The following is a 23,655-nucleotide window of genomic DNA, read 5'->3' on the forward strand; positions in this document are numbered from 1 at the left end:
TTATTCTCCGATAATAATCAACGCTAATTTAGCATGAATACCATGCCCTAGCTTGATGCTAATGTCAAAATTGCCAGTAGTTTTGATAGGATGTTCCATCTCAACCATTTTTTTATCGATTTCAATGCCATATTGGTCTTTAAGCTCATGGGCAATTTCGTCTTTGGTTACAGCACCAAATAAACTTCCATTAGCGCCTAGTTTTCGTTTTAGTGTAAGTTTTAATTCGGCGATTTTTTTCTCAATACTTTTTAAATTAGCAAGCTCTTCAGCATCTTGTGCTGCTTTTTTGCGCTGATCAGATTCGTATTTACGAAGTACCTCATTGGTAGCTAAAAGCGCAAAGCCTTTACCAATTAAAAAGTTTTGACCGTAGCCATCTTTTACCTCTTTAAGTTCACCTTTTTTTCCAAGGTCTTTAACATCTTTAATCAATAAAACTTTCATTTATTTTCCTTCAGTTCTAATATTTTTTGGAAGTGGGGCATTTTTGATTTTTTCACCTTTATACTCAATAATGCCCCCATGCAAATGGGCAATATTTGAAAAGCCCATACGCTTTAAAATATGTAACAGTTGCAGTGTTCGGTTGGCACTTCTACAATAAAAAATAAGCAAAGTACCATGGAGCTTTTTAAGCTGCTCCATGTGAAGGTGAATGGTTGATGTAGGAAGCAAGAGATCCGTTCCTTTGATACTGAGCTGTGTATATTCGTATATTTCTCGAATATCAACCAGTAAAAAATTAAGCTTTCCTTGTGCTCTTAAATTGAGCATTACATGTAATGTTTCAGGCGTGACTTCTAAGCTCTTTGTGAGCGTTTGTACTAAATTCATAAGGGCTTCTTCACTCCATTCATCTGGTAAATCCATACTAAATTTATGCTTTGCCTTGTTTTTTTCTATTTTTACCGCTAATAATAAAGCGAAGTGCGTTGAGTTTAATAAACCCTTCTGCATCTTTTTGGTTATAGACTTCATCTTCTTCAAACGTACAAAATGCTTCATTGAAAAGATTGTTGGTTTTCGAATCTCTTCCAATCACAGAAACATTACCTTTGTAAAGTTTGAGTTTAACCGTGCCGTTGACGCTCTCTTGTGATTTGTCAATCGCTGCTTGCATCATTTCACGCTCTGGTGAGAACCAAAAACCGTTGTAAATTGTTTTTGCATAGCGAGGCATAATCTCATCTTTAAAGTGTGCCGCTTCACGATCCAGCGTAATGCTCTCAATCGCACGGTGTGCTCGAAGCATAATCGTACCACCTGGTGTTTCATAGCACCCTCTACTTTTCATACCCACAAAGCGGTTTTCAACGATGTCCGTACGACCAATCCCATGTTTACAACCCAACTCATTAAGTTTGGTAAGCATAGTTGCAGGGCTTAGTGTAACGCCGTTCAATGCAACGGGATCGCCTTTTTCATAGGTGATTTCAATGACTTCAGCAACATCAGGTGCTTTTTCAGGGCTTACTGTCCATCGCCACATATCTTCTTCTGGCTCTGCATTAGGGTTTTCAAGTACCAATCCCTCATACGAGATATGAAGGAGATTTGCATCCATAGAGTAGGGTGATTTACCTGGCTTTTTCTCGATGCTAATGCCATTTTTCTCTGCATATGCCAATAATTTTTCACGAGAGTTTAAATCCCACTCACGCCATGGCGCAATAATCACCAAATCGGAATTCATACTAAGATACCCCATCTCAAAACGGACTTGATCATTCCCTTTACCCGTTGCACCATGACTCACGCCATCCGCACCAACAAGGGCTGCAATTTCTGCTTGACGTTTTGCAATGAGTGGACGTGCAATAGACGTTCCTAAAAGGTATTCACCCTCATAAATTGCATTGGCTCTAAACATAGGAAATACATAGTCTTTAACAAATTCTTCTTTTAAATCTTCAATAAAAATATTTTCTGGCTTTATGCCCAAAGAGATCGCTTTTTTGCGTGCAGGCTCCAACTCTTCACCTTGACCAATATCAGCCGTAAAAGTAACCACTTCGCATTTATACTCATCTTGGAGCCATTTCAAAATAATACTGGTATCAAGACCTCCAGAATAGGCTAAAACGACTTTTTTGACATTTTTTTTCATAGTATGAATCCTCACAGAATTGATAGAATGACGTGATGGTATCGCAAGTTTGTAAAAACTTTGCTTATAATCTTGGATGCCTTTACATGTAAAAGCTTAAAAAGCAAATTTAAATATTCTTTCGATAAAATGAACACCAAATCCTAATTTAAAGAAGTTTTTGATGCGTGTTGATAAATATTTAAACAGTGTAAATCTGACAAAGCGCCGAGCGGTTTCTGAAGATATGTGCAAGAATGGCGTTGTAAGCATCAATGGTATTGTGGTCAAACCTGCCAAAGATGTCAAAGTAGGGGATATTATTACCCTTACCTATTTAGAAAAAACAATGAAGTATGAAGTCTTGCAAATTCCTGAGACAAAAACGATTCCAAAAACGAAACAAAATGAGTATGTAAGGGAAGTTCAATGACTTATCAAGAAGCTTATGAAAGATTTGATGCATTATTTGAGAATCAGTTAAGTTCTGAAGAGGCGGCACGTTTTTTAGTAGAGTTATATGAACGAGGCGAACGTTTTGAAGAGATAGCAGCTGCAGCACAAGTAATGCGAGAACACAGTATAAAATTAAATATCCCCGAAAAATTAAAATCCCAAATCATTGACATCGTAGGTACAGGTGGAGATAAAAGTGGGTCTTTTAATATCTCCACAACCACTTCCATTGTTTTAGCAAGCCTTGGATGCAAGGTAGCCAAACATGGTAGTGGTTCAGCTACTTCTCTTTCGGGGAGTGCTGATGTGCTTAAAGCGTTGGGTCTCAATCTTAGTTTGACGCCAGAAAAACAAGTAAAAATGCTTGAAGAGTGTGGGTTTGTCTTTATGTTCGCTATGAATCATCACCCGTGCATGAAACATATTATGCCCATTCGAAGAAGCCTCTCCCATCGCACCATTTTTAATATGCTAGGTCCTTTAGCCAACCCAGCAGGAGCGCAAAAACAGGTTATCGGTGTTTTTCATGTAGATTATATTGAACGTTTTGCTCAAGCATTAAATGCTTTGGGTACCAGTAAAAGTATGGTTATTAGTTCACTTGATGGTTTGGATGAAGTCAGTATTTGTTCGCTTACACGTTATATTATGATTGAAAATGAGACGATGCATGAGGGGGAAATTGACCCTCAAGCGTATGGTTTTAAACTTGCACCACTTGAGGCGATTCGAGGCGGAGAGAGTGTGGAAAATGCTGAAATCACCCGTGCTATTTTACGGGGCGATGAAAAAGGTGCAAAGCGTGATATTGTACTTTTAAATGGGGCATGTGCTTTGATGGTGGATGGTAAAGCCAGAGATATGCAAGAAGGCCTTGAAATGATGAAAGAGGCACTTGAGAGTAAAAAAGCATGGGATAAGCTTGGAGAAATAATCAAGCTTTCGTATCTTATATGAGAGAATCCTTTGATATTGTGTGTGATATAGCACACCTAGATGTTTTAGCAGAGGAGATAAAAGCGAGTTTGGGTGATGCTGGTGTCTTACTTTTACGGGGTAATCTTGCGAGTGGGAAAACCACTTTTGTCAAAGCTTTTGCAAAACAGTTGGGTATTAAAGAGGCTATTGCTTCACCTACCTTCTCGATTTTACATGAATACGAAGACAAACTTTTTCACTATGATATATATCAATGTGGTACAGAGGGATTCTTAAAAAGTGGTCTTATTGAGAAGTTTGATTGTAAAGGCTACCATTTGGTGGAATGGGGAGAAGGTGAATTTGAAAACCTTTTACGCCATTTTGGCATTGCTTATGGTACTATTGACATTACACCCAATGATTTAAAACGACATTACAAGGTTAAGATTCATGCATACGCTTAAAGTTCAGCAGTTAGAAAAAACAATTAAAAAAACACAGATTATTCAAGGGGTATCCCTTGAGGTTCACAGCGGAGAAGTTGTAGGACTTTTAGGCCCTAATGGTGCGGGTAAAACAACGATGTTTTATATGATTTGTGGTCTTATTGAACCTAGTTCGGGAGAAATATATTTTGACAACCAAAATGTAACTAAAATTCCTTTACATGTAAGAGCAAAATTAGGTATTGGCTATTTACCACAAGAGTCCAGTATTTTTAAAGATTTAAGTGTGGAAGATAATATTATGCTTGCTGCTGAGATTGTTTTTTCCAACAAAGAAGAGGCGATGAAACGTGTCGAGGAGTTACTTAATCTTTTAAATATTGAGCCGATTCGAAAACGAAACGGTGTGAGTTTAAGTGGTGGAGAGAGAAGACGGTGTGAGATTGCTCGTTCGCTTGTGTTACAACCCAAATTTTTACTGCTTGATGAGCCTTTTGCAGGTGTTGATCCTATTGCGGTTTCAGATATTCAAAGTATCGTTCAAGACCTTTCAAAACTAGGTATTGGTGTCTTAATTACCGACCACAATGTCCGAGAAACACTGGCTATTTGTGATAGGGCGTATGTGCTCAAAGATGGAGCACTTCTTGCCAGTGGAAACAGTGAAGAAGTTTCTCAAAATAAATTGGTTAAAACCTATTATCTTGGCGAAGATTTTCGGTTTTAACGTTTAAAGGAGAAAGCGTTTGAAACTTAGGGTTTCTGGTACACAAACCACCAAACAAAAGTTTTCCTCAACCCTTCGAGGTTGGCTTCCTATTTTACAAGCCAATCTTGATAATCTCATGGAAACACTTGAACCTTTTGTACAAGAAAATCCTTTTATCACTGTGACCTCAGGTTCAGAAGTGGTTGAAAAAAAATTTGAAAAGAAAAACTTTTTTCAAGAAGCTTCTAAAACATCTGTCTCTGGGACGATTGAAGCCCTAACTTTGGATAAAAAATCACTCTTTCAAACGCTTCATGAGCAAATTAATCCACCTCTTTTCCCCACAGAAAAATCGCAACGCATTGCTTATGAAATTATTGAAAATATTAATGCTGAGGGATATTTTGAAGCAGATGCTCTCCATGAAATTGCTCAGAAGTTACATGTAAAAAGTGAGGAAGTGGAAAAAATACAACAACGCTTTGCCTATCTCGAGCCTTTAGGGGTTGGAGCACTTGATCTGAAAGAGACTTTTTTATTTCAATTACAAGAGCTTAGCCTTGAAGAAACGCTGTATGAAAATGTTGAAAAGTTGATTTTAAATTTTGAATCCATTGAGTCATTTAATAAAGAACCTTTATTTCACGAGTCCTTAAGTGTGATTAAACATTTTCGCAATCCGCCTGCCATTGATTTTATGGAAGAGACCAAAGAAGTGATTCCTGATATTTTTATTTATCCAGTGGATGAAGGAATTGAAGTCAGACTCAATGATGCGTATTATCCTGAGGTCATGATTGATACAGAAGGGTTAGATGAAAATCATAGTTTTGTCTCACAAAAGATTAAAGAGGCAAAAGATTTGGTAGATGCTTTAGAGATGCGAAAAGCAACGCTGTATAAAATTGGTTTGATGATTATCGAGTATCAGTACGATTTTTTCTTTGGAAAAGCAATTAAGCCTATGAAACTCAAAGACCTTGCGGATGATTTGGGGCGCAATCCTTCTACTATTTCACGAGCTATTGCTGGGAAATACCTCTCATGTTCTCGTGGTATTATTCCTTTAAAACAATTTTTTGCAACTGCCCTTGAAGAAGATATTTCCAACAGCGCTATTAAAGAGTATATGCTTGAACTTGTGAAGTATGAAAATAAAATAAAACCACTCAGTGACCTAAAGCTTTTAGAATGTATTGAAACAAAATTTAACATAAAAATGGTGAGGCGTACCATTACAAAGTATCGCCAGCAGTTTAATATTGCAAGTTCTTCAGAACGTAAAAAACTCTATACGCTCACCTATTAAGCAATTTTTATCTCAGCATGCCTAAAATGCATTTTTAACATTTCATAGGCGTATTGAATCTCTTGAAACTTTGCTACATACTTTACATGTAAATCACCATCGTAAAGCCCACAACTATCAGGATGGTATTTCTTAACCAACGAGAGATAATTACGTCGAATCATCTCAAAAGAGTCCTCCACTTTGCACCCTAAAATTCCAAAATATTCTTCAAGAAGTGAAAAAAGTGCATTATGGCGGCTTCGTTTTAAGCGTTTTGTTACAAAACTTTTTTTATACGAGAGTAAGGCTTCTTCTTGATAGTTAAACGCAACAAAACAACCAAAAAGTTCTTTTTGTTCCAAAAGTTTTTCTAAAAGACGTACGGTTTCATCCGAATTTGGATAAAGGGTAATGGTTCCATTTTTTGGACGAATTCTGACCAAATGGTCTTTAAAATAGCTCTTAAGATAAGAAGCAAACAGAGTATTGTGTGAACCTAGATGAAAAACAACAGCATAATTATCCTCAATCACAAGCTGAATATTCATTTTTTGTAAAAGTTGATTTGGCTTTAAAAGTGAAATCTTAATACTCTTCTCAAGTGCTTCTTCAATAGTGATGGCGTTTTCATAATCATTTGTTTTACGCAAATAAATTTTACTCAGTAACTTTAAAAAATAACGACGCTGAACGATCTCATCCTCTTCTTTAAAGATGATCATCTTCTCTTTACGTCCAATCTTCTTTTTAAAGTTTTTATCGGCAATGTTTTGCAAATAATAAAATGTTTTTGAATCTTCCTCAATCGTGATGGCTAACATGTCGTGTGTCAATGAAAGGTGCATTTACTTCATCCTTTTAAGTCAGGTATATACCTTAAAAGCAAAAAGAATTCCAACTTTTTAGAAGCTTAGTGCCACAGTGCTTCTTCATCGAGCTCTGGATTGCCCTTTAAAATTTGATACGGTTGGTAGGATGCCTTGTATTTAAGGCTTTGACATGCTTCAACGTAATAGCCTAAATAAATCCATTTGAGTCCATACTCTTTGGCTAAAAGGATTTGCTCATAAATTGAAAGACGTCCTAGGGACAAATGGGCGAAGTCGGGGTCATAATAAAAATAGATTGAAGAAATTCCGTTATCTAAAAAATCAATTAAATCAACGCCTATCAATTTTTTATCGTGAAAATAGAGGATTTCTTTTCCAAAATTGTGTGCACCACTGACATAAAGTTCATGATAACTTTGAGGTTTAAGATAATAATAGTGCCATCCACGCCTCTCTTCCATAAAACGGTGGTATCTCTCATAAAGCTCTAAGTGTTCTGTGCTCATAGTGGGAGCTTGTATAACATACGAAATACCTTCTGCTTTTTTGAAGGTTCGTTTAGCAGAACGTGAAAAATGATAATTTTCAACATCAATGCGCAGGCTTAAACAGGATTGACATCCCTTGCACTGAGGACGTGAATAGTAGTTTCCAAAACGTCTCCAACCTCGTTCAATCAAATCCTGATTGAGTTGCATGGAGGCATTTTCAATGTACTTGTACTCCATGCGTGTTTTGCACTCACTAATGTAGGAACATTGTGTATCGAGGGTTGAAAATTCTATGGTTCGGGAAGATAATAACATGACTTAGGATCGTTTTTTGACTCCAGAATTTTGCATAAACAGTTCAAAATTTTCGTGAAGTTTTTTCTCTTTCTCATTTTTTTGGGCTTCTATCATCTTCTCTTTGCTCTCTTTTTCTTCTTGACTCATTTTATCTTTCAAAGACTTTAGATCATCCAATAAATTGCCCTGCATTTGAAACCTTTACATGTAAAAATAAATAGGGCTTGATTATAGCAAAAAACAAGAGAAAAAAGATGGAAGTGAATGTTTTTTGGAAGTTAAAAAAAAGGGTGGTACTGAGGCCGGACTCACTAGAATAGTTAAAAGACCTATACTACAGTATTCTAAGAATACATATTGTCCATCAGTACCGTAATCAGTACCGCTAAAAGCTAAAGTAAACACCCTAATTAGTGTATCATAATCATTTAATTATACTAAAACAAGAATTAATTGTTGCCATTATTTTTAACATATTTATATGATAAAAATAATATAAATTTAAATAATTAGTATATATTATTAAAACTTTATTTTTTACATATATATGTAAAAAATTTCTGCCTTATAACTTAAGAAAAAATGCTCATCAACATCGAATATATCGAATATATTGACTTATATTTGTAAATCAAAAAAATTGATAATAAAAAGATAGCATAATTTTTTAGAACATCGATACAATGGGCATTTAACAACATGTTGTATCTAATTATTTTTGCCTATACTGAATGTTATAATTATGCCAGATATATCAATTTACTTATATAAACTTGAATAGACAAAAAGGAACAATGATGGACACAACAAATAGACTTATTAAATTGGACGAGGTAAGGCAATTGGTACCTTTAAGCCGAGCAAAAATTTATAAAATGATTAAAGATGAACAATTTCCTCGACAACTAAAAGAAGGTGGAAGTAGTCTCTGGAGTTTAGAAGATGTACTTAATTACATTAAAAAACTAGGAGAGAAGGGCAAAAAAAATGATGCTAAGAATTTAGAAATCAATAAATAAAACTCCCTTCGTTGAAAGTTGGTCGCTGGCAACGAGGGAGCAATTAAAGTCCTAGAAAGAGTCTTTAATCAATCTGCATTATACACTAGTGCTCTTGATTATTCAACCTTTTTTATTAATATAAAAGGCTTGGGCATGGAAACATTTATACCAAATTCCTTTCAAGTTCCCAATGCTTTAGTAGATCTTTTTCTACTAAAGCTGACAGAATTTGAACTTAAAATATATCTTATAATTATTAGGAAAACAAAAGGATGGAACAAAGATTTTGATGCAATTTCAATTTCACAATTTATCAAGATCTTGGAAGTAAAAGATCAACGTACCGTTAAAAAAGCGATAAAGGGTTTAGCAGAAAAAAACCTAATTATTCGTCTTGAACAAATTGGAAAAGAAAGCAAATTTGCAATAAATCTCAACCCCCTACATGCAAATGAGGGGAGTCATCCAAATGCACCTACATCACGATGTACCCCACAAAGTACCATTAATGAAAAGCAAGTTTGTAAAAGAAAAAAAGAACCAAAAATTCTAAATGTACAAAAAACTCCTAATACACTCATAGTTACTTATCCTCGTTTTCCTACGACTGTTAGACCTGCTAGGAGTTCACAATGAGCAATGAACTCTTCAAAACCTGCAACCGCCGTGAACAACAAAAAATACAAGCAATCTTTTTTCTTTTACAAACTAAAAAGCTCAAAAATATTGAGAAAATCTTTGAAATTGTAAAAAATTTAATAAAAAAAGAGCGAAAAGATGCAAAGTGTAGAGCAAAAGAGAGGTTAGGAAAATGATTGCAACTAGCCTAGCGCAATTTAACCGTTACCCATTTTTTCTCTTTCTAACCTATGCCAAAGAGGCACGGTTGGATTTAGAAAAAAATGAGATACATACGGTAATCGAAGAGGAAGAGTTTAACGAAACCACGAAGCAGATGGAGACGTTTACGATTAATCGTATGTCACGCATTGAACCTGTACCTGTTTGGCAAGTCGTTTTAATGAAGTATATGCCAATTATTTTTTTACTCTATTGGAGTAATTTTCCAAATTCTAAAAACGAGTTTATTGTTGCACTTATATCTTTAGTCTATTTTAGTGCATTTGTGAGCCTTTTTAACTACAATCGCACCATTGCCAAGTATATTGGCATTCTCTCAATCGTTTTGCTCTATTTTGTGCGTTTTAAGCTCGATGTGAGTGCTATACACATAAATTGGTTTATTGGTTACATGATGAGCTATACCATGATGTTCTACATCATCTTTGATATGTACAAAAAACGATATCTAAACTACTACAACCTTTTAGACCTTGGTGGTCAAAAGCGTATTCAGATCGCTACACGCCAAAAACGCCCACTTATCATGGTACCTTTTATGCGTAAAATGACAGGTGGAAAGAAAACAGGTGTTTTGCATGTAAACCAAGGCTTTAACCTTGGGTTCAATGTTTTTCTTAAAGGCTATTTTGTACGTATTACAAAAGAGATCAATGAAGAGAGCAAGGTGGGTTCATATGAAAACAGCACACTTTAAAAAGATTCTTTTAGCCTTGGCTTTATGTACTTCTTTCCTTTATGCGGAAGAAGTATCAACACCAACGGCTAGCGCAAACACCGTACTTGAAAACAACACGTATATCCAAGAGATGCCAAGTCAAAGTTCATGCACTTTTGCATGTCCTACGATGAAAGAGGGCTATTTTGCTCGTATTCGTGATGTAATCCCAAGCAGAGGTGAGACACAATGTTTCGTATACAAAGCAACGGATCCAAGCACTATCTTAGGGTATGTATCTGTACCTAATGAACAATGCAAAACACAATTTAATCTTACCGATAGTGAGAAGTTTCAAGTTAATAGACAGACACCTGAAATTAATGAATTTGGATTAGAGTCTCTTGAAAAAAAATATGCTGAACATTTTACCAATGTTGGAAGTGGTAGGGAGTATTTAAGAACCTCTAAATATGTGATTGCAGGTCTTACCGCAGATAGCGAAATTCTTGATATCCCAAACACCTTATTAAAAAATGAACTTGTGCTTAATAGTGGATACACCATCTACCCCAATGCAAATGCTTTGCCTGATGTAGGTACCGCACAAAAGATTCTTGATACCCTTGGTGGGTGGGTGTCAGGCGTAGTATCGTTTGTGTCGGGTGAAGAAATTGTAAAAGAAAAATACAAAGGCTATACGGCTGAACTTTCAAGCCTGAACGAAGTTGTTTTCTCAAATGTAATCGTTTTAATATTAAATTGGCTCAAAGAATCCAATGAAGTCTTACTTGATATGAACTCAACGCTCTTTTTCTTTGTAGTACCATTTACAGCAGGCTTTTTTCTACTTGGAAAAGCCACGAAAGCCCTTGGAGATAAGCAAGATCACGAAGATAACTTTGAGAGAGTTTTTTTAACGTTCATTATTCTCTTTGTTTTCTATTTTTCATCAAGTGAAGTTAATGTACAAGATGAAAAAAAGATTACACAAACTAATTTTCAAACATGGTCACGCCCCATACTTTATGAGGGTGTAGAAATGGCTGATAAACTCACTTTTGCTTTTACCAAGGCATACGTTGGCTATAAGGCAAAAGATGCGGGCTTGATTATTCAAGATGAGTACGGCAAAATTCATGATCAAACCAAAATGCTAATTAAAGAAAATGAGGTCTTGGAAAAAGAGGGTGGCATGATTGGTACGTGTTATCAAGTGTATGACACCGATAGGCTCTATGCGCTTGCATCCGAAGCCGTTGGAGCTAATACGGTGTTCCCACCTTTGGGTTCACTTAATAAAGATAGAAGAGGCAAACCAAATTCCAAAGGTATTGATCAAAACTTTGGAATCTCTAATTTAGAAGAAACGTCATTTATGCACCCACAATATCGAAGAGCCACGCATGTACCAACACTTAGTGCATGTTACAACTTTGAACGCAGATACAAAGAAAATAAAAAGGTCATTGAAGCCAATCAAATCATCATGAAGCAATATGAGAGTGCTATCAACTCAAACAAAACCAAAGAGGGCATTAAGCTTGTTGCGGAGCTTCTATATAAAAATACAGCTGAAATGGGTTTTATCAATGCTTCTAGCATTGCATCAACGAATATTCTTATCAATAACCTTGATCTCTTTGTAAATGCAGATATTAAAGAGGCAAGCGTTGAGAAAGCGATGGAGCTTGACAATCAAATTAGCGACAGGTATGAAAAAAGTAATATTGTAAGTGGTGGACATATTTTTGCAGGGATGCGTTGGATAGCCATGAATAGTGCCTATATGATGGTACCGCCCGCATCAAGCATTAAGACGGAGATCGTGGAACCGTCTCTTGAGAGTATGCTTTACTTGGGGGATAAATTTTTCCATTTTTCAAAACAAATTGGTTCTTATATTTCAGGCGTAGGGACAATGGGAGTTTCATTCATTGCCGAAGAAGCATTGAAAAAGTTAGAAACACCTACCAAAAATTTAGAAGATAACCAATTTTTTAAAGCTCTTATATCGTTTATTGCACTGATAATAACCATTTTAATAATGCAATATTTATTAGCCTATATGCCACTTGTTGCAATTAGCGTAGCGGGATATTTGGCTATTGGTTTTTATTACGTTACGGTTGAAATCTTCTATCTCGTTTCACCATTTGTAGCAATCTATGCGTTAAGTAACGATCAGATGCAAGTGCTTAAAAGCTTTTTTTCACGCTTTTTAGCCTTGGCATTTAAACCTGTTCTGATTGTAGTAAGTATTATCATGGCAATTATGGCAAATGAACTATTTGATAAATTGGCAATGCTTAGTTCGCATAAAACTTTTGATACATTCTTTGCTATTACCCAATATGACCGAACAGCTATTGACACCAATGCTAACTTTTTAACAAACATTCAGCAGTTAGGATCTTATGCCATTGATTTTAGTGATTACGGATTACTCTTTTTTAAAGGCACTTTATTGGTTGGTGCAAAAGTAGTTTCACTATTAGCAGTCTTCTATTTAGTCTTTTATGGTTCAACAATGGTGTTAAATATCTTCGGCATGAAAGATAGTGGTATTGATGCACAAGATACAGTTGGTAATTCTATTGAAAGTAAGTCAAGTAAATACAGTACATCTATGTAAAAGGAGTAAAAAATGACCAGTGAATTATTAAACAAACACGCAGAGTTTTTAAAAACTCTGCAACACGTTGAAATATTAGATACAGATGAAAGACGTATGACTATCGCACTTAATGTCAGAGGTGGCGAATACGTTGCAAGAGTGAAAAATAACGACCTACAAAACGTTATCATTGTGCTTGGATGGATTGAAAATTTTAACTTAGAAGAAGTCGATTATGGCTATTTTAGAAAGCTATTAACTTGTGTTGGAAACGTAGATACACTTTTCTATCAGTCGCTTTTTTTAGGTGCAGATAATCTATCAAAAAGAGCTTTAGATATCTTCGTACAAGCAAGCGAATACACCCTAACTTATAAGATCATCAATACAGAGCTTTTTCAAAGCTTGAAAGTGGAATTAGATGTTATTAACGCAAGAACAAATTAAAGCAATCTATGATGAAGCAAAGGGTCAGCTACATAAAGCTGACCCTTTGCCTATTCTGCAAGCTTTAAACCTTAATGTTATTCAAGTTAATCCAGCAAGCTATAAGTTAACTTTGAGAAACGAAAATCATGCTTCAGCATTTATAAGCTTTAAAAACAATCGATGGATTTTCAAGGATTTCGGGAGTGGAGAAAATGGCACAATCGAAAATATTGTTATGCTTGTTAATCGTATAAATTATAAAGATGCTTTAACTTATTGCTTATCAACTTTAAATCAACATGAACCGATTATACAAAATTCTTCAACTTATCCCAACTTATTACAAGCTACATACGTCTATAAGTCCAAGGTTATTCGAGTTAGTGAACCACTTGCTCCATCTATTTTAACGTATTTAAAATCGCGCAATATTATCAAAGTCCCACCCGAATTTAAAGCAATTGAAGGAGTTTACTACAATAAAAATAACGAGCCAAAAAAAGTGTTTGGTGTGGGTATTTTAAATGATTCAGAAGGCGGGGATATTCACTTTCTCAAACAAGTTGGAAGTCTCAAAACGATGAATTTAGGTGCAAAAGATATCTCATTTTTTAAAAGAGAGAACACCTCTAAGATAGCGATTTTTGAAAGTAAAATGGACTATGCAGCAGCGTATCAAAGCCTTGATTTTATAGACGTTAACGTACTTGTTGCGAACTCAACTTCTAACATTCATAAGGTTCTCAAGTTACTTCAAGAATCTTCTTATAATATAATTACTATTTTTCAGCAAAACGATCCCCAAGGGCGTAATTTTGCACATGAAATCGTTAAGCAAGCGAATATTAAAAGCTTTATGTATGTTCAATACAATGACGATGAAGAAGGTTTGGATGTTAATGATTTATTAATAAAAAGTACAAACATCCAAGAACGAGTTACTTCTCATGTTTATAGAAGAAAATCTCAACACAAGAAGTAAAAAACAGTGTACGTATTTATGATAGAATTATCATAGCTTTTTTTAGGAGACGGGATGAAACTTATTGATGAAATAATAGAAATTTTAAGTGCTGAAAATTCAAATCTAGAAAATGCTCTAATAAAAACGAAGGTGTTACTTCATAAAATGGGAGAAAAGTCATTACTAACATGGGTTAATAATGAAATAAATGGCTATTCGCATGATGATATTGTCCCAGAATATAGAATTATTTTGACAAGTATCTATGGCACAGCAACTAATGGATATACGACTCGTTGGAATAATTATAGGTTACCGACAAATCATTTAAATAAAAAAATGCAAGAACAACTCTCGACTCAAGAAATGCGTGAGAGTATATCTGCATTAGATCTTCTAAGTAAATCTGAGAGTACTCTTCAAGCTCCTTTACCTACAGAATGGTGCTCATTATTTTCAAAGGGGCTTGCGCAAGGAATATATGTTGAATCATCATACAAACAGATTTCTCAATCACAAATCCTTCAAATACTAACTCAAATTCGTAGTCGACTATTAGATTTTTTGCTTGAATTAGCTGATAAGTTTGATAATTTTTCAGAAAATGGTGATATAAAAGCTGAATCAAAAAAAATTAAAACGCAAGAGCTATTCAATAATACAGTTTTTGGAAATAATACAACAATTATTATTGGAGATAAAAATTCAAATATTTCTCCTCAGATTATTAGTGGTAATATAGATGAACTTTGTAAAGTATTAGTCAATCTCGGTATCACTAATGATGAAATTGATGAATTAAAAGTTTCAATAGATAAAGATCAAGACAGTACTACTAGCTCAATAATAGAATATGGACAGAATGTCAAAAATTGGCTTAAAAAGATATCTGCTAAAGCTATCGAAAACAATTCTATAAAATATATTGGGGAAGCTTTAGATAGTTTTTATGGTTTCATTACAAACTGATACTAGTTTAAAACATTGTATCAAAATTCTTTTATCGGGAGTGTTCAAAAATCTGTGTCAGCACCAAGTAGTTCCTAAAATTGTGGGAGTGTTCAAAAATCTGTGTCAGCACCAAGTAGCTCCTAAAATTGTATCATAAATTTAAAGCCTTGTTGAGTCTGCCCTCAAAATAAATTGAGAGTTGTGAGAGGGTTAGACTCCAATTTCGTATAGGCATTGTCCATTTTTTTTCTGCATTTTTGATTCCCATAAACAATAATTTGAGTAAGCTATCATCATTTGGAAAAGCCCCTTTAGTCTTTGTGAGGGTTCTAAATTGGCGATGAACGGATTCAATAATATTGGTGGTATAAATAACACGTCTAATATCTTCTGGATACTGAAAGTACACTGAGAGATTCTCCCATTTGTTACGCCAAGATTGAAAAACAATAGGGTATTTTTTACCCCATTTTTCTTCCAGTTTATCCAGTTCATTTTCAGCTTCTTCTTTGGAAAATGCTTGATAGACTGCTTTAAGTTCACTAGCAAATTGCTTTTGATTGATTGAGCCTATAAACCTGAGGGAATTGCGTATTTGATGGACGATACACAGCTGAACTTCTGTATTGGGAAATACTGAAGTGATGGCTTCAGGAAATCCTTTAAGTCCATCGACTGAGGCAATCAATATATCTTTCACTCCACGGTTTTGCAGATCTGTGAGCACTTGTAACCAGAACTTTGCTCCTTCACTTTCACCTAAATAAAGACCGAGTATCTCTTTTTTACCATCGGTTCTAACACCTAGTACGGTATAAAAGGCTTTAGAGATATAACGTCCTTCATCTTTGACTTTATAGTGAATGGCATCTAAAAATATAAAGGGATAGAGCTCTTCCAAGGGACGAACTCGCCATTCTTGTAGCATGGGTAGGATTTTATCGGTTACTGCACTTATCGTGGCTTTAGAGAAGCCCACTCCATAAATCTCTTCTATATGATCTGCTATTTGGCTATAACTGTTGCCAAGGGCATAGAGTGAGAGTATCTTTTGTTCTATTTGATCTGACATATGGGTCTGATTTTTCTTTACAATTTGAGGCTCGAATGTGCCTGCTCTATCTCGTGGGACATCCAGTTCAAAACTGCCTACTTCACTCTTCATTGTTTTAGAGCTACTGCCATTTTTACGGTTTTTTACTAAATCCTGTGTGAGATGGGATTCTATCTCTGCTTGAAGCGCTGCTTCTGTCAGTTGTTTAATCAATGGAGCCAGTGCTCCATCTTTCCCACCAAGGGCTTTACCCTCACGAATCTGTTGTAATATTGCCTCTGTGTCTATCTGAAATTCCATCGTTCAATCCTTGTGTCTTTGAAATACTACCTGATTGACACAGAATTTCTAACGCTCCCCTTTTATCCAAAGATTTTTTGACATTTTGCCACGATTTCTTCACGTATTTCTTTGTTAATCCATTTTCTTGTCGAATCAACGTAATCAAGTCCATGCAAATAACCATCGCTAATATTTTGAGCAGTATCATAATAAATATGAACGCTATTATTATAAGCAAATTTTACGATAATGAACATATATAGAGTACCCCAAAGATTTAGATATTTTGTGGCTGTTTTTTTCAACTCGCCATCCCCATCTTTAATATATGCTTGTTGAAATTCCTTGTAGTCTTTATATGTTCTATATTTTGCTTCAACTAAATATGTTTCTTGAATGCCATTATTTTTACTAGGTTTAATCACTAAAAAATCAGGCATTGTCATGCATCGATGAATGATTGGCATGGCTTTCTTTTTTGTATCTTCGTGGTTTTTTACATCTAAAAAATAAAATGCATTGCCAACAATCGTTTCTATACCAAATGGTTGCACCATGTAACCATGTTTACGATAAAAATATGTACAAATTGATTCAGCTAGTGAAGCTTCTAAACATACATAGTCCTGATTCATTTAAACCCCATTAACAAAAATTATTCATAATGTGCGTATTACCACGATACGATGATAGAAGCTTATTAACTTTAGATTGTTCTTGAATGTTGTTCTGTATATTTGAAGCCAATTTTATTGCTTTTCGATGATGCAATATGTCCTTTATCACAAAGAAGAAGATAAATAAAAATGCAGTAAGAAAGAATAACCCCGCATTGTTTTTTGCTGATCTTGGTGCAAACATAACAGTAATCGCAATAAGAAATTGCAAGGGAATTAGCGGTAAAAATCCTTGAAAAATCAATAACAGATCACTTCTTTTAAAACGAATATTCTTCGATAAATTCAATAGGGAAACAACTCCATATACATTGTCATATTTTGTCTTTTTACAGATCAAAATAACTTTATCACCAATCTTAAAATATGGAAGTTTTTTAGGAAGAATATATACGTTATTGTTTGCCATAATGCTTTTTTTGAAAGATTCTGAAACATTGATTGCAAGGTTATTACTTCCCTTAACCATATAAGAATCTTCTTGAAAATCTTCAACCGTAATACAGTGTACAATATAGGGGTTTTTAAACATATATATTCCTCACTTTTTTATTATCTGTAGCGTACAAAAAATTAACTTTGTCGTTGTTTATTATGACTTTTTCCTTTATAAACATTACCCTTCTCAGCATAATATTCATCAGCCATATCCTGTACGCTTGCATCCTTCATTTTATAAATGACACTTTTCGCTTGATCATCGGAAAAGGTATAAACACCTTTGTTACATGTAAGCAACCCTTTTTCCTCTAAGGCTTCAAAATCAGCCTTGGCATTATCAATAATTTGGATTGCTTCGGGAGTATCAGCCTTAATTTTTGAGAAGTCCATTTTACCGTCTAAAACAAGGCGCAATCTACTTGATGATGCACTTCCATCAGGAGCATTATCAAGAGCTTTTTGTACCTCTTTTTTATCTAAAGGCTTGGTATATTCAGCACGTTTAATATTTTTGGGTTTGCCTGCTTCAAGACGATCATTCTCTTTTGATTGTTCTTGCGCTCTTTGAGCTTCTTTCAAAAGCTCACGTGAAATTTTTAACTCCTCTTGGAGCTTCACATTTTCATCTTCTTTTGCTTTATTAAGAGCTTTCATATTTTCAAGTTGAGTTTTAAGATTTTCATTGGATTTTTCTAAGAGTTCATTTCTGCTAACTTGTGTTTTTAATAGCTCTTCTTTGCTTTTTACCGTTGCTTCCAATAACTGTTTTTGAGCTTTGTATCGTCCGATCAACGACTCAAATTTAACGTTCTCATTTTCAAGTGTTTTAACGTTCTCTTTGTAACTATCAACAGATGTCAATGGAATATCAAAATTATCTTTAAGTTGAATTATTGGATTTTCTTTTTTGTATTGCATTAATGGTATATATTTTTTACTATTTGGAGTAATTTTTTCGATTGGCAACCCGCTAAACTTTTCACGAATGGCATCATTGAATTCTTGTTGAAATGCACCATAAGTTTTATTCTTCATCATTCGTGAGAACGTAGTATTATCGGGGACATCAAATATCGTATGAATGTGGATAGATGCTTGATCTGTATGTCCTGCAACGCCAATAGTATCAATATCAAGTTCAGGAAAGCTACTTTGCAATATTTTTAGAGCAATATCTTTCATTTTTATCAAGATATCTTCATCGTAATTAAGTGCATCTACGGGTGGAAACTTTGTAATAGACCAAGAAGCTTCAACCAAGGAAGCTTCACGCCCTCTTCGAGCACGCTTGAAATTTTGTAGCTCCTTTTCTAAAAGCTCTACTTTGTTCTTGTTACGCTCCGCTGTTTTTAAATCACCTTTCTCTAAAGCCACTTGATATCGTTTTCGATAAACTGATAAATTTTTTGTAATTTTACTTGTACCTTGTTTTTTTAAATCAATGTTGGCTGATTTTTCATAAGGCTGTAAAATGATTGCCCCAGACTCATGATCTGTTTTTTCAATTTCTTGACTGACACGTTTTTTATTTAAATTATGATTTCTAAAAACATGTGCTACTTTTGCCCCCGCTTGAAGAGAATTAACTGGATTAAAGTTAATTGATGTATTCATAGCATTACTCCATTTAGATACACACGAAGGGTGTGTCTATGCTCTTTTCTCTTTTGCTCTTACACGCAATATGACAACACCCAACGAATTAACTTAGTTAATATAGTGATGTAGTCATATTATAGCGTGAAATATAACTTTAGTTATTATAGCATCTTTGCTTAAAACTCGTAGGGTTTTTGGCATTCTTTTTTATTTTTTTATATACCCACACTTCAAATTGCAAGCTATTTTTTAATGTGCACCTGTGTGTTTATAAATGAAAAATTGATGTGTATGTATTAAAGAAGAGTTTGTTCGAGTGTTACTTACCTAAGTAAATTGTACTCGAACTGTTTTGAAGTGCGGTGTAGAATAGTCTGCGTGTATCTATCGCTATTGGGATGTGATTTAGATAAAACAATGTTTTCGCAGAACAGTGTTTTACTATAGCAGAATCACTTTCCTCCCAATATTGTAAATAAGCAAAGCTTAAACCTCATTAACAAATTTTAACCAACGTATTTTTGAGTAAAGACTCTTTTCGATGGATATTCCAATGCGCTTAATGCGCCACCATAAACACATCCTGTAACAATACCACAGAAATGATTCGTTATCCAAGGCTCGTTAAAATGCTCATGTCCAAACACGTTAAATATAGGGTAATGCAGATAATTTTTTTCATAAGGGTAAAGAGGTTTTTGCACGCCGTATAGAATTGATTTTGAGATACGGTTATTACGCAAATACATAGGATTTTTTGATTGATAAAACGGTAATCCAAATCCATGTGTCACAAAAAGAGTTTTATTGTTTTCATCTTTGATGTTATATTCTAAATAATCAGGTAAGCTTTTCATCCATGTTAAATGCTCTTGCAAATCAACGTTGGATAAGTTGATGTAACTTAACTTAGTTTGGTCTCCACCGTTACCGTAACTTAACCAATCACACATATTCTTTGTTTCATAAGCTTCGACCATTACGGCTTCATGGTTGCCTTTAATACAATCGTATCCACCGTTTTTAACATACTCAACAACACGAGCAGAATCCTTGCCACGATCAATTAAATCACCTACAAAAATAAGATGTGATTTTTCTTTGTTAGGTAGTTGTTCGATCAGTTGCATTAGGGTAGTGTAACATCCGTGAACATCACCGATGATATAGACTTGTTTATGTTCAAACATCTTCATTCGCTTCTTTTATACTTCCACGCTTGGAGTGTTAGTATATAGATACACAATAACTTTGACATTTGCGCTTGTGTCATTTATCACTCCTTTTGCATATGCACTTTATTTAGATTTTGATGTTTAATTTTGCTTTGATCTCTTCAGCTTTTTTTGCCACTTGTTCTTTTAACTCTTCTTCTTTTTGGGCTTCTTCTTTGATTTTATTCATTTTATAAGTATCTACTAACTCTTCTAATATTTTATCCTTTGCCAATTCTTCAATAGTTTTTGGTCTCCAAAAAAATAGTTTCCATAATGTCCAAGGCTTTTTGATATGTGAAATATTTAACATATCAAGCGTATATTTAGATGAAAAATCTTCAAAAAAAATATCAAAATTTCTTCTTTCTGCTTTGGTTGGCTTAAACCATAACTTACTAATGTAAAGTCCCACAAACACTGAAGCAAAAAATGAATATCGAAACACATAGAAAGCTACCCAAGATAAAAACACCATAAGTAAAATTGCAAAAATATTACTTTTATAACTTACTACAATCATGTGTGTTAAATTTGGAGTAAATTTTAAAAAAGGAATGCAAAAAAGCAATATCGAAATTACGAGTAATGCTTTCCACACAATTTTTCCATAAGGTTATTCTATTCCTTATAAGGAAAAAAGCGATAAGAACTGTTAATATCCATAAATAATCATCCCCTCTTGCTTTTTGATATAAATGAGTTACAAGCCAATAAATAAATTGGCAAGGTAATATTATAACCATTGCGCCACCAAGCACACCAACCCACCAAATTGATAATGCCGTGATTATATTCGTTAATATTGATACATGTTTACCCATTTTTGACTCCTTAGTTTTAAGCCTGCTGATCTCTAAGGCTTTTTAAATCCTCTTTAATGCGTTCCTTGATTAACTTCATACCCTCTTCATGGGTTACTTCGCCTTTGGCTAATTTCACCAACATTTCAATATCAAAACGATCACAATAAAGATGCTCTATTGCTTGCCCTCGTATGGTACTTTCAATAGAAGCATATTTATCGTGAGGCAATGTATCTTTATACTCTTTGAGTATTGCCAAACTTTCACTCAAGCTTTTAGGCTGATACGGCATTTTATAGCTTTGTTGCATATATTCATCAAGAGCGTGATTGTATTCGTAGTCCGTTTCTGTTCTGCTGTCATTTTCGTACATGTGAGGCTCCTTTATTTATCAAATCCACATAAGACGTGCATGATCGTTCCTTGCACTCCATGTGCATTGTATGTTTTATTTATAAGAAATACTTTTGCATCATAAAAACTCATCGGTGTTTCAAGTACATAAGGAACATCAAAAAAACCAAACGCCGTTAAAACTCTCACCATTGCTTTTTCAAATAGTATAGTCTCATGTTGCATTCTAATCGATTCAACTTCTTCCTTTTCTGCACACTGTATTTGCTTTTCATCAAATTCATCAGTTTCAAGTTCAAATTCATATATGCTATTTAACGTAAACACTGTTAAACATTTAGTGAATTTATCCCATGTAAAGCGTTCAATCTTGCTTGTTCTAAAACATTCCACATCATTTAAATACCACCATATCATTTTTCCAAAAGTAATGTCCGCATAAACATCTTTTGGCATACTGCAATCCATACCTTTGTTTGTTGATGAAAGAAACTTAGCTCTCATATTTTAACCCCTTTGCTAACTATAAACACAATGTATTTTTATTTTTTATATGAAAAAGTATAACACAGTCTCTTTTAATTTAGTATTATATATAATATTATCAATAAGCATTATAAGGAGTTAAAATGTACGATGATAACGAATCAGACTTGCATAAAATCTCTTCCAATATTCATTCTCTCTCAAAGACATTACATGAAGTAAAAACGCTTATCAAGGATAAAGAAGAGAAGCTTAAAGTCATTTCTAAGCGAGATAAAAAGAGACGAGAGAGCCTTAAAATTGCTCAAATGAAGTTTGTTAATGTATCAACCAATATTAAAGCCGAAGAGTATACGAAGTTAGAAAGCAGGCTCAAAGAGCTTAAGATGAGTAAGTCGGCTTATTTGAAGATGTTGATTGAAAGTGACTTGAATATCGCCAACAAAGTATAAAAATAGCTATTTTAAATAAAATATTATGTATTAATATATGTAAAATATATTATTTTTAATTTTTCAACCAATCAGCCCACCATTGAATAAGTTTTTTCTTTTCATCAAAATATTTCATAACATCAGTTCTATCGTAAGCTGCTCGAACTTTGTTTTTCTCTGCATGAGCTAAACAAGCTTCAATGACATCAGGATCAAAACTATGTTTTGTTTTATAGCGATTTGCTGTTGTTGAAAACATTGACCTAAAGCCATGAGATGTCATAGTGTTTTTATAACCGAGCTTCATTAAGGCATGATTTAACGTATTTTCACTTATTGGTTTTAAATTACTTGTAGGGCTTGGAAATACAAATTTACTTTGCCCAAAAGAGTAGGGCTTTATTTTATTGATAATTTCTAATGCTTGGTTTGAAAGAGGAAGAATAAAAGATTGATTCATTTTCATTTTTTCTGCATCAATTTCAATATACGATTCTTTAAAATTTACTTCTGACCATTCTAAATTTCTAAGGTTAAAAGGGCGTAGAAAAACAAAAGGGGCAAGTCTTAAAGCATATATAGTTGATATATCAGCATTATAAGCCTCTCCATAACTATAAATATCTTTTATAAGCTCTTTGATTTCATCTTCTTTTGTCAGAGCTGGTACATGTACAACTTCTTTTCTTTTTAAAGCACTTCGCTTATCTATATCTGCAATAATATTATGTTCTACAAAACCATAAGTAACAGCATATTTGTAAATGCGTTCAATATTATTAAGAACACGAGATGTTAACTCATAAATATCTTGCTTTTGCATATGATCAATTATTTTTAAAATATCAAGACGTGTAATATCTTGGATATTCATGTGCCCAATAAAAGGATAAGCATGCTGTTCTAATCTTACTTTAGATTTTTGATGAGTGATAGGTTTCCATTCAGTGTGCATTTTATTGAGCCAATTTTCTGCAATAGCTTTGAATGTAGAAGAGAGAGTAGGGATGTTATTATTTTTATACTCTATAGGATCAATACTATCAAGAAGAAGTTTTTTTGTTTCATCTCTTTTTATACGTGCTTCTTTGAGTGAAATTTCAGGATATATTCCAAATGACATGGATTTACGTTTATTTTGAAAGGTATAGTCATATCTAAAGAATTTTGTACCATTATCTTTCACAACAAGATAAAGCCCTTGACCATCACTTAGCTTGTAAGTTTTGTCTTTAATTCTAGATTTTTTAATCTCTGTATCGCTCAGTGGCATCGTGTTTCGTGACATTTTTAACGG

General features: G+C 34.1%; 30 protein-coding genes. 14 read left to right on the top strand and 16 right to left on the bottom strand.

The genetic code is table 11. The annotated features are described in order from the left end of the window. The 3 genes from rplI to SULBA_RS06120 are packed head-to-tail and all read right to left on the bottom strand — an operon-like array spanning position 1 to position 2,110. The gene (gene rplI / locus SULBA_RS06110; RefSeq protein WP_014769408.1) at positions 1–447 is read right to left on the bottom strand and encodes a 50S ribosomal protein L9; all 447 of its coding nucleotides are present in this window, start codon (positions 445–447) and stop codon (positions 1–3) included. Then, positions 448–873, bottom strand: a complete 426-nt coding sequence (locus tag SULBA_RS06115) for a rhodanese-like domain-containing protein (protein WP_014769409.1) — start codon at positions 871–873, stop codon at positions 448–450. It lies immediately after the preceding gene. Between the two features lie 7 nt (positions 874–880). Next, complete coding sequence (locus SULBA_RS06120) at positions 881–2,110, bottom strand: argininosuccinate synthase (RefSeq protein ID WP_014769410.1); 1,230 nt, start codon at positions 2,108–2,110, stop codon at positions 881–883. A gap of 163 nt (positions 2,111–2,273) precedes the next feature. Between SULBA_RS06120 and SULBA_RS06125 the strand changes: the two genes are divergently transcribed. Genes SULBA_RS06125 through SULBA_RS06145 form a run of 5 tightly spaced genes read left to right on the top strand, consistent with a single transcriptional unit; the run spans position 2,274 to position 5,930 of the window. Then, complete coding sequence (locus SULBA_RS06125) at positions 2,274–2,522, top strand: RNA-binding S4 domain-containing protein (RefSeq protein WP_014769411.1); 249 nt, start codon at positions 2,274–2,276, stop codon at positions 2,520–2,522. Then, positions 2,519–3,502, top strand: a complete 984-nt coding sequence (trpD, locus tag SULBA_RS06130) for an anthranilate phosphoribosyltransferase (protein ID WP_014769412.1) — start codon at positions 2,519–2,521, stop codon at positions 3,500–3,502. Before SULBA_RS06125 ends, trpD begins: the two co-directional genes overlap by 4 nt. Then, a complete protein-coding gene (gene tsaE / locus SULBA_RS06135) occupies positions 3,499–3,930 on the top strand; it encodes a tRNA (adenosine(37)-N6)-threonylcarbamoyltransferase complex ATPase subunit type 1 TsaE (RefSeq protein ID WP_014769413.1) in 432 nt (143 codons plus the stop codon). Before trpD ends, tsaE begins: the two co-directional genes overlap by 4 nt. Continuing rightward, on the top strand, positions 3,917–4,639 hold the full coding sequence (gene lptB / locus SULBA_RS06140; RefSeq protein WP_014769414.1) for an LPS export ABC transporter ATP-binding protein: 723 nt from the start codon (positions 3,917–3,919) through the stop codon (positions 4,637–4,639). Before tsaE ends, lptB begins: the two co-directional genes overlap by 14 nt. A gap of 19 nt (positions 4,640–4,658) precedes the next feature. After that, entirely contained in the window at positions 4,659–5,930 is a 1,272-nt protein-coding gene (locus tag SULBA_RS06145; protein WP_014769415.1) for an RNA polymerase factor sigma-54, read from the top strand. On the opposite strand, the gene SULBA_RS06150 is transcribed toward SULBA_RS06145, so the two are convergent. The 3 genes from SULBA_RS06150 to SULBA_RS13025 all read right to left on the bottom strand — a co-directional run bounded on the left by SULBA_RS06150 (position 5,927) and on the right by SULBA_RS13025 (position 7,722). Beyond that, entirely contained in the window at positions 5,927–6,757 is an 831-nt protein-coding gene (locus tag SULBA_RS06150) for an adenylosuccinate lyase (protein WP_014769416.1), read from the bottom strand. The two genes, SULBA_RS06145 and SULBA_RS06150, sit on opposite strands and share 4 nt — an antisense overlap. 65 nt (positions 6,758–6,822) lie before the next feature. Continuing rightward, a complete protein-coding gene (locus SULBA_RS06155) occupies positions 6,823–7,548 on the bottom strand; it encodes an arginyltransferase (protein WP_014769417.1) in 726 nt (241 codons plus the stop codon). 3 nt (positions 7,549–7,551) lie between these two features. Further along, entirely contained in the window at positions 7,552–7,722 is a 171-nt protein-coding gene (locus SULBA_RS13025; protein ID WP_014769418.1) for a hypothetical protein, read from the bottom strand. A 605-nt stretch (positions 7,723–8,327) separates the two neighbouring features. On the opposite strand from SULBA_RS13025, the gene SULBA_RS06160 reads away from it, so the two are divergent. From SULBA_RS06160 to SULBA_RS06195, 8 genes are all read left to right on the top strand, one after another. Beyond that, positions 8,328–8,549 (top strand): helix-turn-helix transcriptional regulator, encoded by a 222-nt coding sequence (locus tag SULBA_RS06160; RefSeq protein WP_014769419.1) that lies wholly within the window; start codon positions 8,328–8,330, stop codon positions 8,547–8,549. A 135-nt stretch (positions 8,550–8,684) separates the two neighbouring features. Continuing rightward, positions 8,685–9,167: a replication protein gene (locus SULBA_RS06165; RefSeq protein ID WP_050985278.1), complete on the top strand. Its 483-nt coding sequence runs from the start codon at positions 8,685–8,687 to the stop codon at positions 9,165–9,167. Continuing rightward, positions 9,164–9,346, top strand: a complete 183-nt coding sequence (locus SULBA_RS06170; RefSeq protein WP_014769421.1) for a hypothetical protein — start codon at positions 9,164–9,166, stop codon at positions 9,344–9,346. Before SULBA_RS06165 ends, SULBA_RS06170 begins: the two co-directional genes overlap by 4 nt. Further along, a complete protein-coding gene (locus SULBA_RS06175) occupies positions 9,343–10,089 on the top strand; it encodes a hypothetical protein (protein WP_014769422.1) in 747 nt (248 codons plus the stop codon). Before SULBA_RS06170 ends, SULBA_RS06175 begins: the two co-directional genes overlap by 4 nt. Beyond that, positions 10,070–12,685, top strand: coding sequence for a hypothetical protein (locus SULBA_RS06180; protein WP_014769423.1), 2,616 nt, complete (start codon positions 10,070–10,072; stop codon positions 12,683–12,685). Before SULBA_RS06175 ends, SULBA_RS06180 begins: the two co-directional genes overlap by 20 nt. Before the next feature lie 12 nt (positions 12,686–12,697). Further along, positions 12,698–13,114 (top strand): hypothetical protein, encoded by a 417-nt coding sequence (locus SULBA_RS06185; protein WP_014769424.1) that lies wholly within the window; start codon positions 12,698–12,700, stop codon positions 13,112–13,114. Continuing rightward, the gene (locus tag SULBA_RS06190; protein ID WP_014769425.1) at positions 13,089–14,078 is read left to right on the top strand and encodes a toprim domain-containing protein; all 990 of its coding nucleotides are present in this window, start codon (positions 13,089–13,091) and stop codon (positions 14,076–14,078) included. Before SULBA_RS06185 ends, SULBA_RS06190 begins: the two co-directional genes overlap by 26 nt. 54 nt (positions 14,079–14,132) lie before the next feature. Next, positions 14,133–15,029 (top strand): AbiTii domain-containing protein, encoded by an 897-nt coding sequence (locus SULBA_RS06195; RefSeq protein WP_014769426.1) that lies wholly within the window; start codon positions 14,133–14,135, stop codon positions 15,027–15,029. Positions 15,030–15,162: 133 nt separating this feature from the next. Here SULBA_RS06195 and SULBA_RS06200 read toward each other — a convergent pair whose 3' ends face one another. The 9 genes from SULBA_RS06200 to SULBA_RS06240 form a co-directional block, all read right to left on the bottom strand. Next, positions 15,163–16,365 (bottom strand): IS256 family transposase, encoded by a 1,203-nt coding sequence (locus SULBA_RS06200; protein ID WP_014768977.1) that lies wholly within the window; start codon positions 16,363–16,365, stop codon positions 15,163–15,165. Between the two features lie 62 nt (positions 16,366–16,427). Beyond that, the gene (locus tag SULBA_RS06205) at positions 16,428–16,982 is read right to left on the bottom strand and encodes a hypothetical protein (RefSeq protein ID WP_014769427.1); all 555 of its coding nucleotides are present in this window, start codon (positions 16,980–16,982) and stop codon (positions 16,428–16,430) included. A 10-nt stretch (positions 16,983–16,992) separates the two neighbouring features. After that, positions 16,993–17,556, bottom strand: a complete 564-nt coding sequence (locus tag SULBA_RS06210; RefSeq protein WP_014769428.1) for a hypothetical protein — start codon at positions 17,554–17,556, stop codon at positions 16,993–16,995. Positions 17,557–17,597: 41 nt separating this feature from the next. Continuing rightward, complete coding sequence (locus SULBA_RS06215; RefSeq protein ID WP_014769429.1) at positions 17,598–19,079, bottom strand: hypothetical protein; 1,482 nt, start codon at positions 19,077–19,079, stop codon at positions 17,598–17,600. Positions 19,080–19,570: 491 nt separating this feature from the next. Then, positions 19,571–20,260: a metallophosphoesterase gene (locus tag SULBA_RS06220; RefSeq protein ID WP_050985279.1), complete on the bottom strand. Its 690-nt coding sequence runs from the start codon at positions 20,258–20,260 to the stop codon at positions 19,571–19,573. A gap of 106 nt (positions 20,261–20,366) precedes the next feature. Further along, positions 20,367–20,801: a hypothetical protein gene (locus tag SULBA_RS06225; RefSeq protein ID WP_014769431.1), complete on the bottom strand. Its 435-nt coding sequence runs from the start codon at positions 20,799–20,801 to the stop codon at positions 20,367–20,369. Then, the gene (locus SULBA_RS06230; RefSeq protein WP_014769432.1) at positions 20,782–21,102 is read right to left on the bottom strand and encodes a hypothetical protein; all 321 of its coding nucleotides are present in this window, start codon (positions 21,100–21,102) and stop codon (positions 20,782–20,784) included. Before SULBA_RS06230 ends, SULBA_RS06225 begins: the two co-directional genes overlap by 20 nt. Before the next feature lie 16 nt (positions 21,103–21,118). Then, positions 21,119–21,457, bottom strand: coding sequence for a hypothetical protein (locus SULBA_RS12745; RefSeq protein WP_014769433.1), 339 nt, complete (start codon positions 21,455–21,457; stop codon positions 21,119–21,121). A gap of 11 nt (positions 21,458–21,468) precedes the next feature. After that, on the bottom strand, positions 21,469–21,942 hold the full coding sequence (locus SULBA_RS06240) for a hypothetical protein (RefSeq protein WP_041671815.1): 474 nt from the start codon (positions 21,940–21,942) through the stop codon (positions 21,469–21,471). Between the two features lie 125 nt (positions 21,943–22,067). On the opposite strand from SULBA_RS06240, the gene SULBA_RS06245 reads away from it, so the two are divergent. Then, positions 22,068–22,376, top strand: a complete 309-nt coding sequence (locus SULBA_RS06245; RefSeq protein ID WP_014769435.1) for a hypothetical protein — start codon at positions 22,068–22,070, stop codon at positions 22,374–22,376. Between the two features lie 55 nt (positions 22,377–22,431). Here the strand turns inward: SULBA_RS06245 and SULBA_RS06250 are convergent, their stop codons facing one another. Further along, complete coding sequence (locus SULBA_RS06250; RefSeq protein WP_245391449.1) at positions 22,432–23,631, bottom strand: tyrosine-type recombinase/integrase; 1,200 nt, start codon at positions 23,629–23,631, stop codon at positions 22,432–22,434. Positions 23,632–23,655 lie beyond the last annotated feature (24 nt).

Origin of the sequence: Sulfurospirillum barnesii SES-3 (genome assembly GCF_000265295.1) — a bacterium.
In the GTDB taxonomy this organism is placed as follows: domain Bacteria; phylum Campylobacterota; class Campylobacteria; order Campylobacterales; family Sulfurospirillaceae; genus Sulfurospirillum; species Sulfurospirillum barnesii.

Coding starts and splice junctions, on each gene's coding strand:
- rplI (WP_014769408.1), bottom strand. CDS start 447: ATGAAAGTTTTATTGATTAAAGATGTTAAAGACCTTGGAAAAAAAGGT.
- SULBA_RS06115 (WP_014769409.1), bottom strand. CDS start 873: ATGGATTTACCAGATGAATGGAGTGAAGAAGCCCTTATGAATTTAGTA.
- SULBA_RS06120 (WP_014769410.1), bottom strand. CDS start 2,110: ATGAAAAAAAATGTCAAAAAAGTCGTTTTAGCCTATTCTGGAGGTCTT.
- SULBA_RS06125 (WP_014769411.1), top strand. CDS start 2,274: ATGCGTGTTGATAAATATTTAAACAGTGTAAATCTGACAAAGCGCCGA.
- trpD (WP_014769412.1), top strand. CDS start 2,519: ATGACTTATCAAGAAGCTTATGAAAGATTTGATGCATTATTTGAGAAT.
- tsaE (WP_014769413.1), top strand. CDS start 3,499: ATGAGAGAATCCTTTGATATTGTGTGTGATATAGCACACCTAGATGTT.
- lptB (WP_014769414.1), top strand. CDS start 3,917: ATGCATACGCTTAAAGTTCAGCAGTTAGAAAAAACAATTAAAAAAACA.
- SULBA_RS06150 (WP_014769416.1), bottom strand. CDS start 6,757: ATGCACCTTTCATTGACACACGACATGTTAGCCATCACGATTGAGGAA.
- SULBA_RS06155 (WP_014769417.1), bottom strand. CDS start 7,548: ATGTTATTATCTTCCCGAACCATAGAATTTTCAACCCTCGATACACAA.
- SULBA_RS13025 (WP_014769418.1), bottom strand. CDS start 7,722: ATGCAGGGCAATTTATTGGATGATCTAAAGTCTTTGAAAGATAAAATG.
- SULBA_RS06160 (WP_014769419.1), top strand. CDS start 8,328: ATGGACACAACAAATAGACTTATTAAATTGGACGAGGTAAGGCAATTG.
- SULBA_RS06165 (WP_050985278.1), top strand. CDS start 8,685: ATGGAAACATTTATACCAAATTCCTTTCAAGTTCCCAATGCTTTAGTA.
- SULBA_RS06170 (WP_014769421.1), top strand. CDS start 9,164: ATGAGCAATGAACTCTTCAAAACCTGCAACCGCCGTGAACAACAAAAA.
- SULBA_RS06175 (WP_014769422.1), top strand. CDS start 9,343: ATGATTGCAACTAGCCTAGCGCAATTTAACCGTTACCCATTTTTTCTC.
- SULBA_RS06180 (WP_014769423.1), top strand. CDS start 10,070: ATGAAAACAGCACACTTTAAAAAGATTCTTTTAGCCTTGGCTTTATGT.
- SULBA_RS06185 (WP_014769424.1), top strand. CDS start 12,698: ATGACCAGTGAATTATTAAACAAACACGCAGAGTTTTTAAAAACTCTG.
- SULBA_RS06190 (WP_014769425.1), top strand. CDS start 13,089: ATGTTATTAACGCAAGAACAAATTAAAGCAATCTATGATGAAGCAAAG.
- SULBA_RS06195 (WP_014769426.1), top strand. CDS start 14,133: ATGAAACTTATTGATGAAATAATAGAAATTTTAAGTGCTGAAAATTCA.
- SULBA_RS06200 (WP_014768977.1), bottom strand. CDS start 16,365: ATGGAATTTCAGATAGACACAGAGGCAATATTACAACAGATTCGTGAG.
- SULBA_RS06205 (WP_014769427.1), bottom strand. CDS start 16,982: ATGAATCAGGACTATGTATGTTTAGAAGCTTCACTAGCTGAATCAATT.
- SULBA_RS06210 (WP_014769428.1), bottom strand. CDS start 17,556: ATGTTTAAAAACCCCTATATTGTACACTGTATTACGGTTGAAGATTTT.
- SULBA_RS06215 (WP_014769429.1), bottom strand. CDS start 19,079: ATGAATACATCAATTAACTTTAATCCAGTTAATTCTCTTCAAGCGGGG.
- SULBA_RS06220 (WP_050985279.1), bottom strand. CDS start 20,260: ATGAAGATGTTTGAACATAAACAAGTCTATATCATCGGTGATGTTCAC.
- SULBA_RS06225 (WP_014769431.1), bottom strand. CDS start 20,801: ATGATTGTAGTAAGTTATAAAAGTAATATTTTTGCAATTTTACTTATG.
- SULBA_RS06230 (WP_014769432.1), bottom strand. CDS start 21,102: ATGGGTAAACATGTATCAATATTAACGAATATAATCACGGCATTATCA.
- SULBA_RS12745 (WP_014769433.1), bottom strand. CDS start 21,457: ATGTACGAAAATGACAGCAGAACAGAAACGGACTACGAATACAATCAC.
- SULBA_RS06240 (WP_041671815.1), bottom strand. CDS start 21,942: ATGAGAGCTAAGTTTCTTTCATCAACAAACAAAGGTATGGATTGCAGT.
- SULBA_RS06245 (WP_014769435.1), top strand. CDS start 22,068: ATGTACGATGATAACGAATCAGACTTGCATAAAATCTCTTCCAATATT.
- SULBA_RS06250 (WP_245391449.1), bottom strand. CDS start 23,631: ATGCCACTGAGCGATACAGAGATTAAAAAATCTAGAATTAAAGACAAA.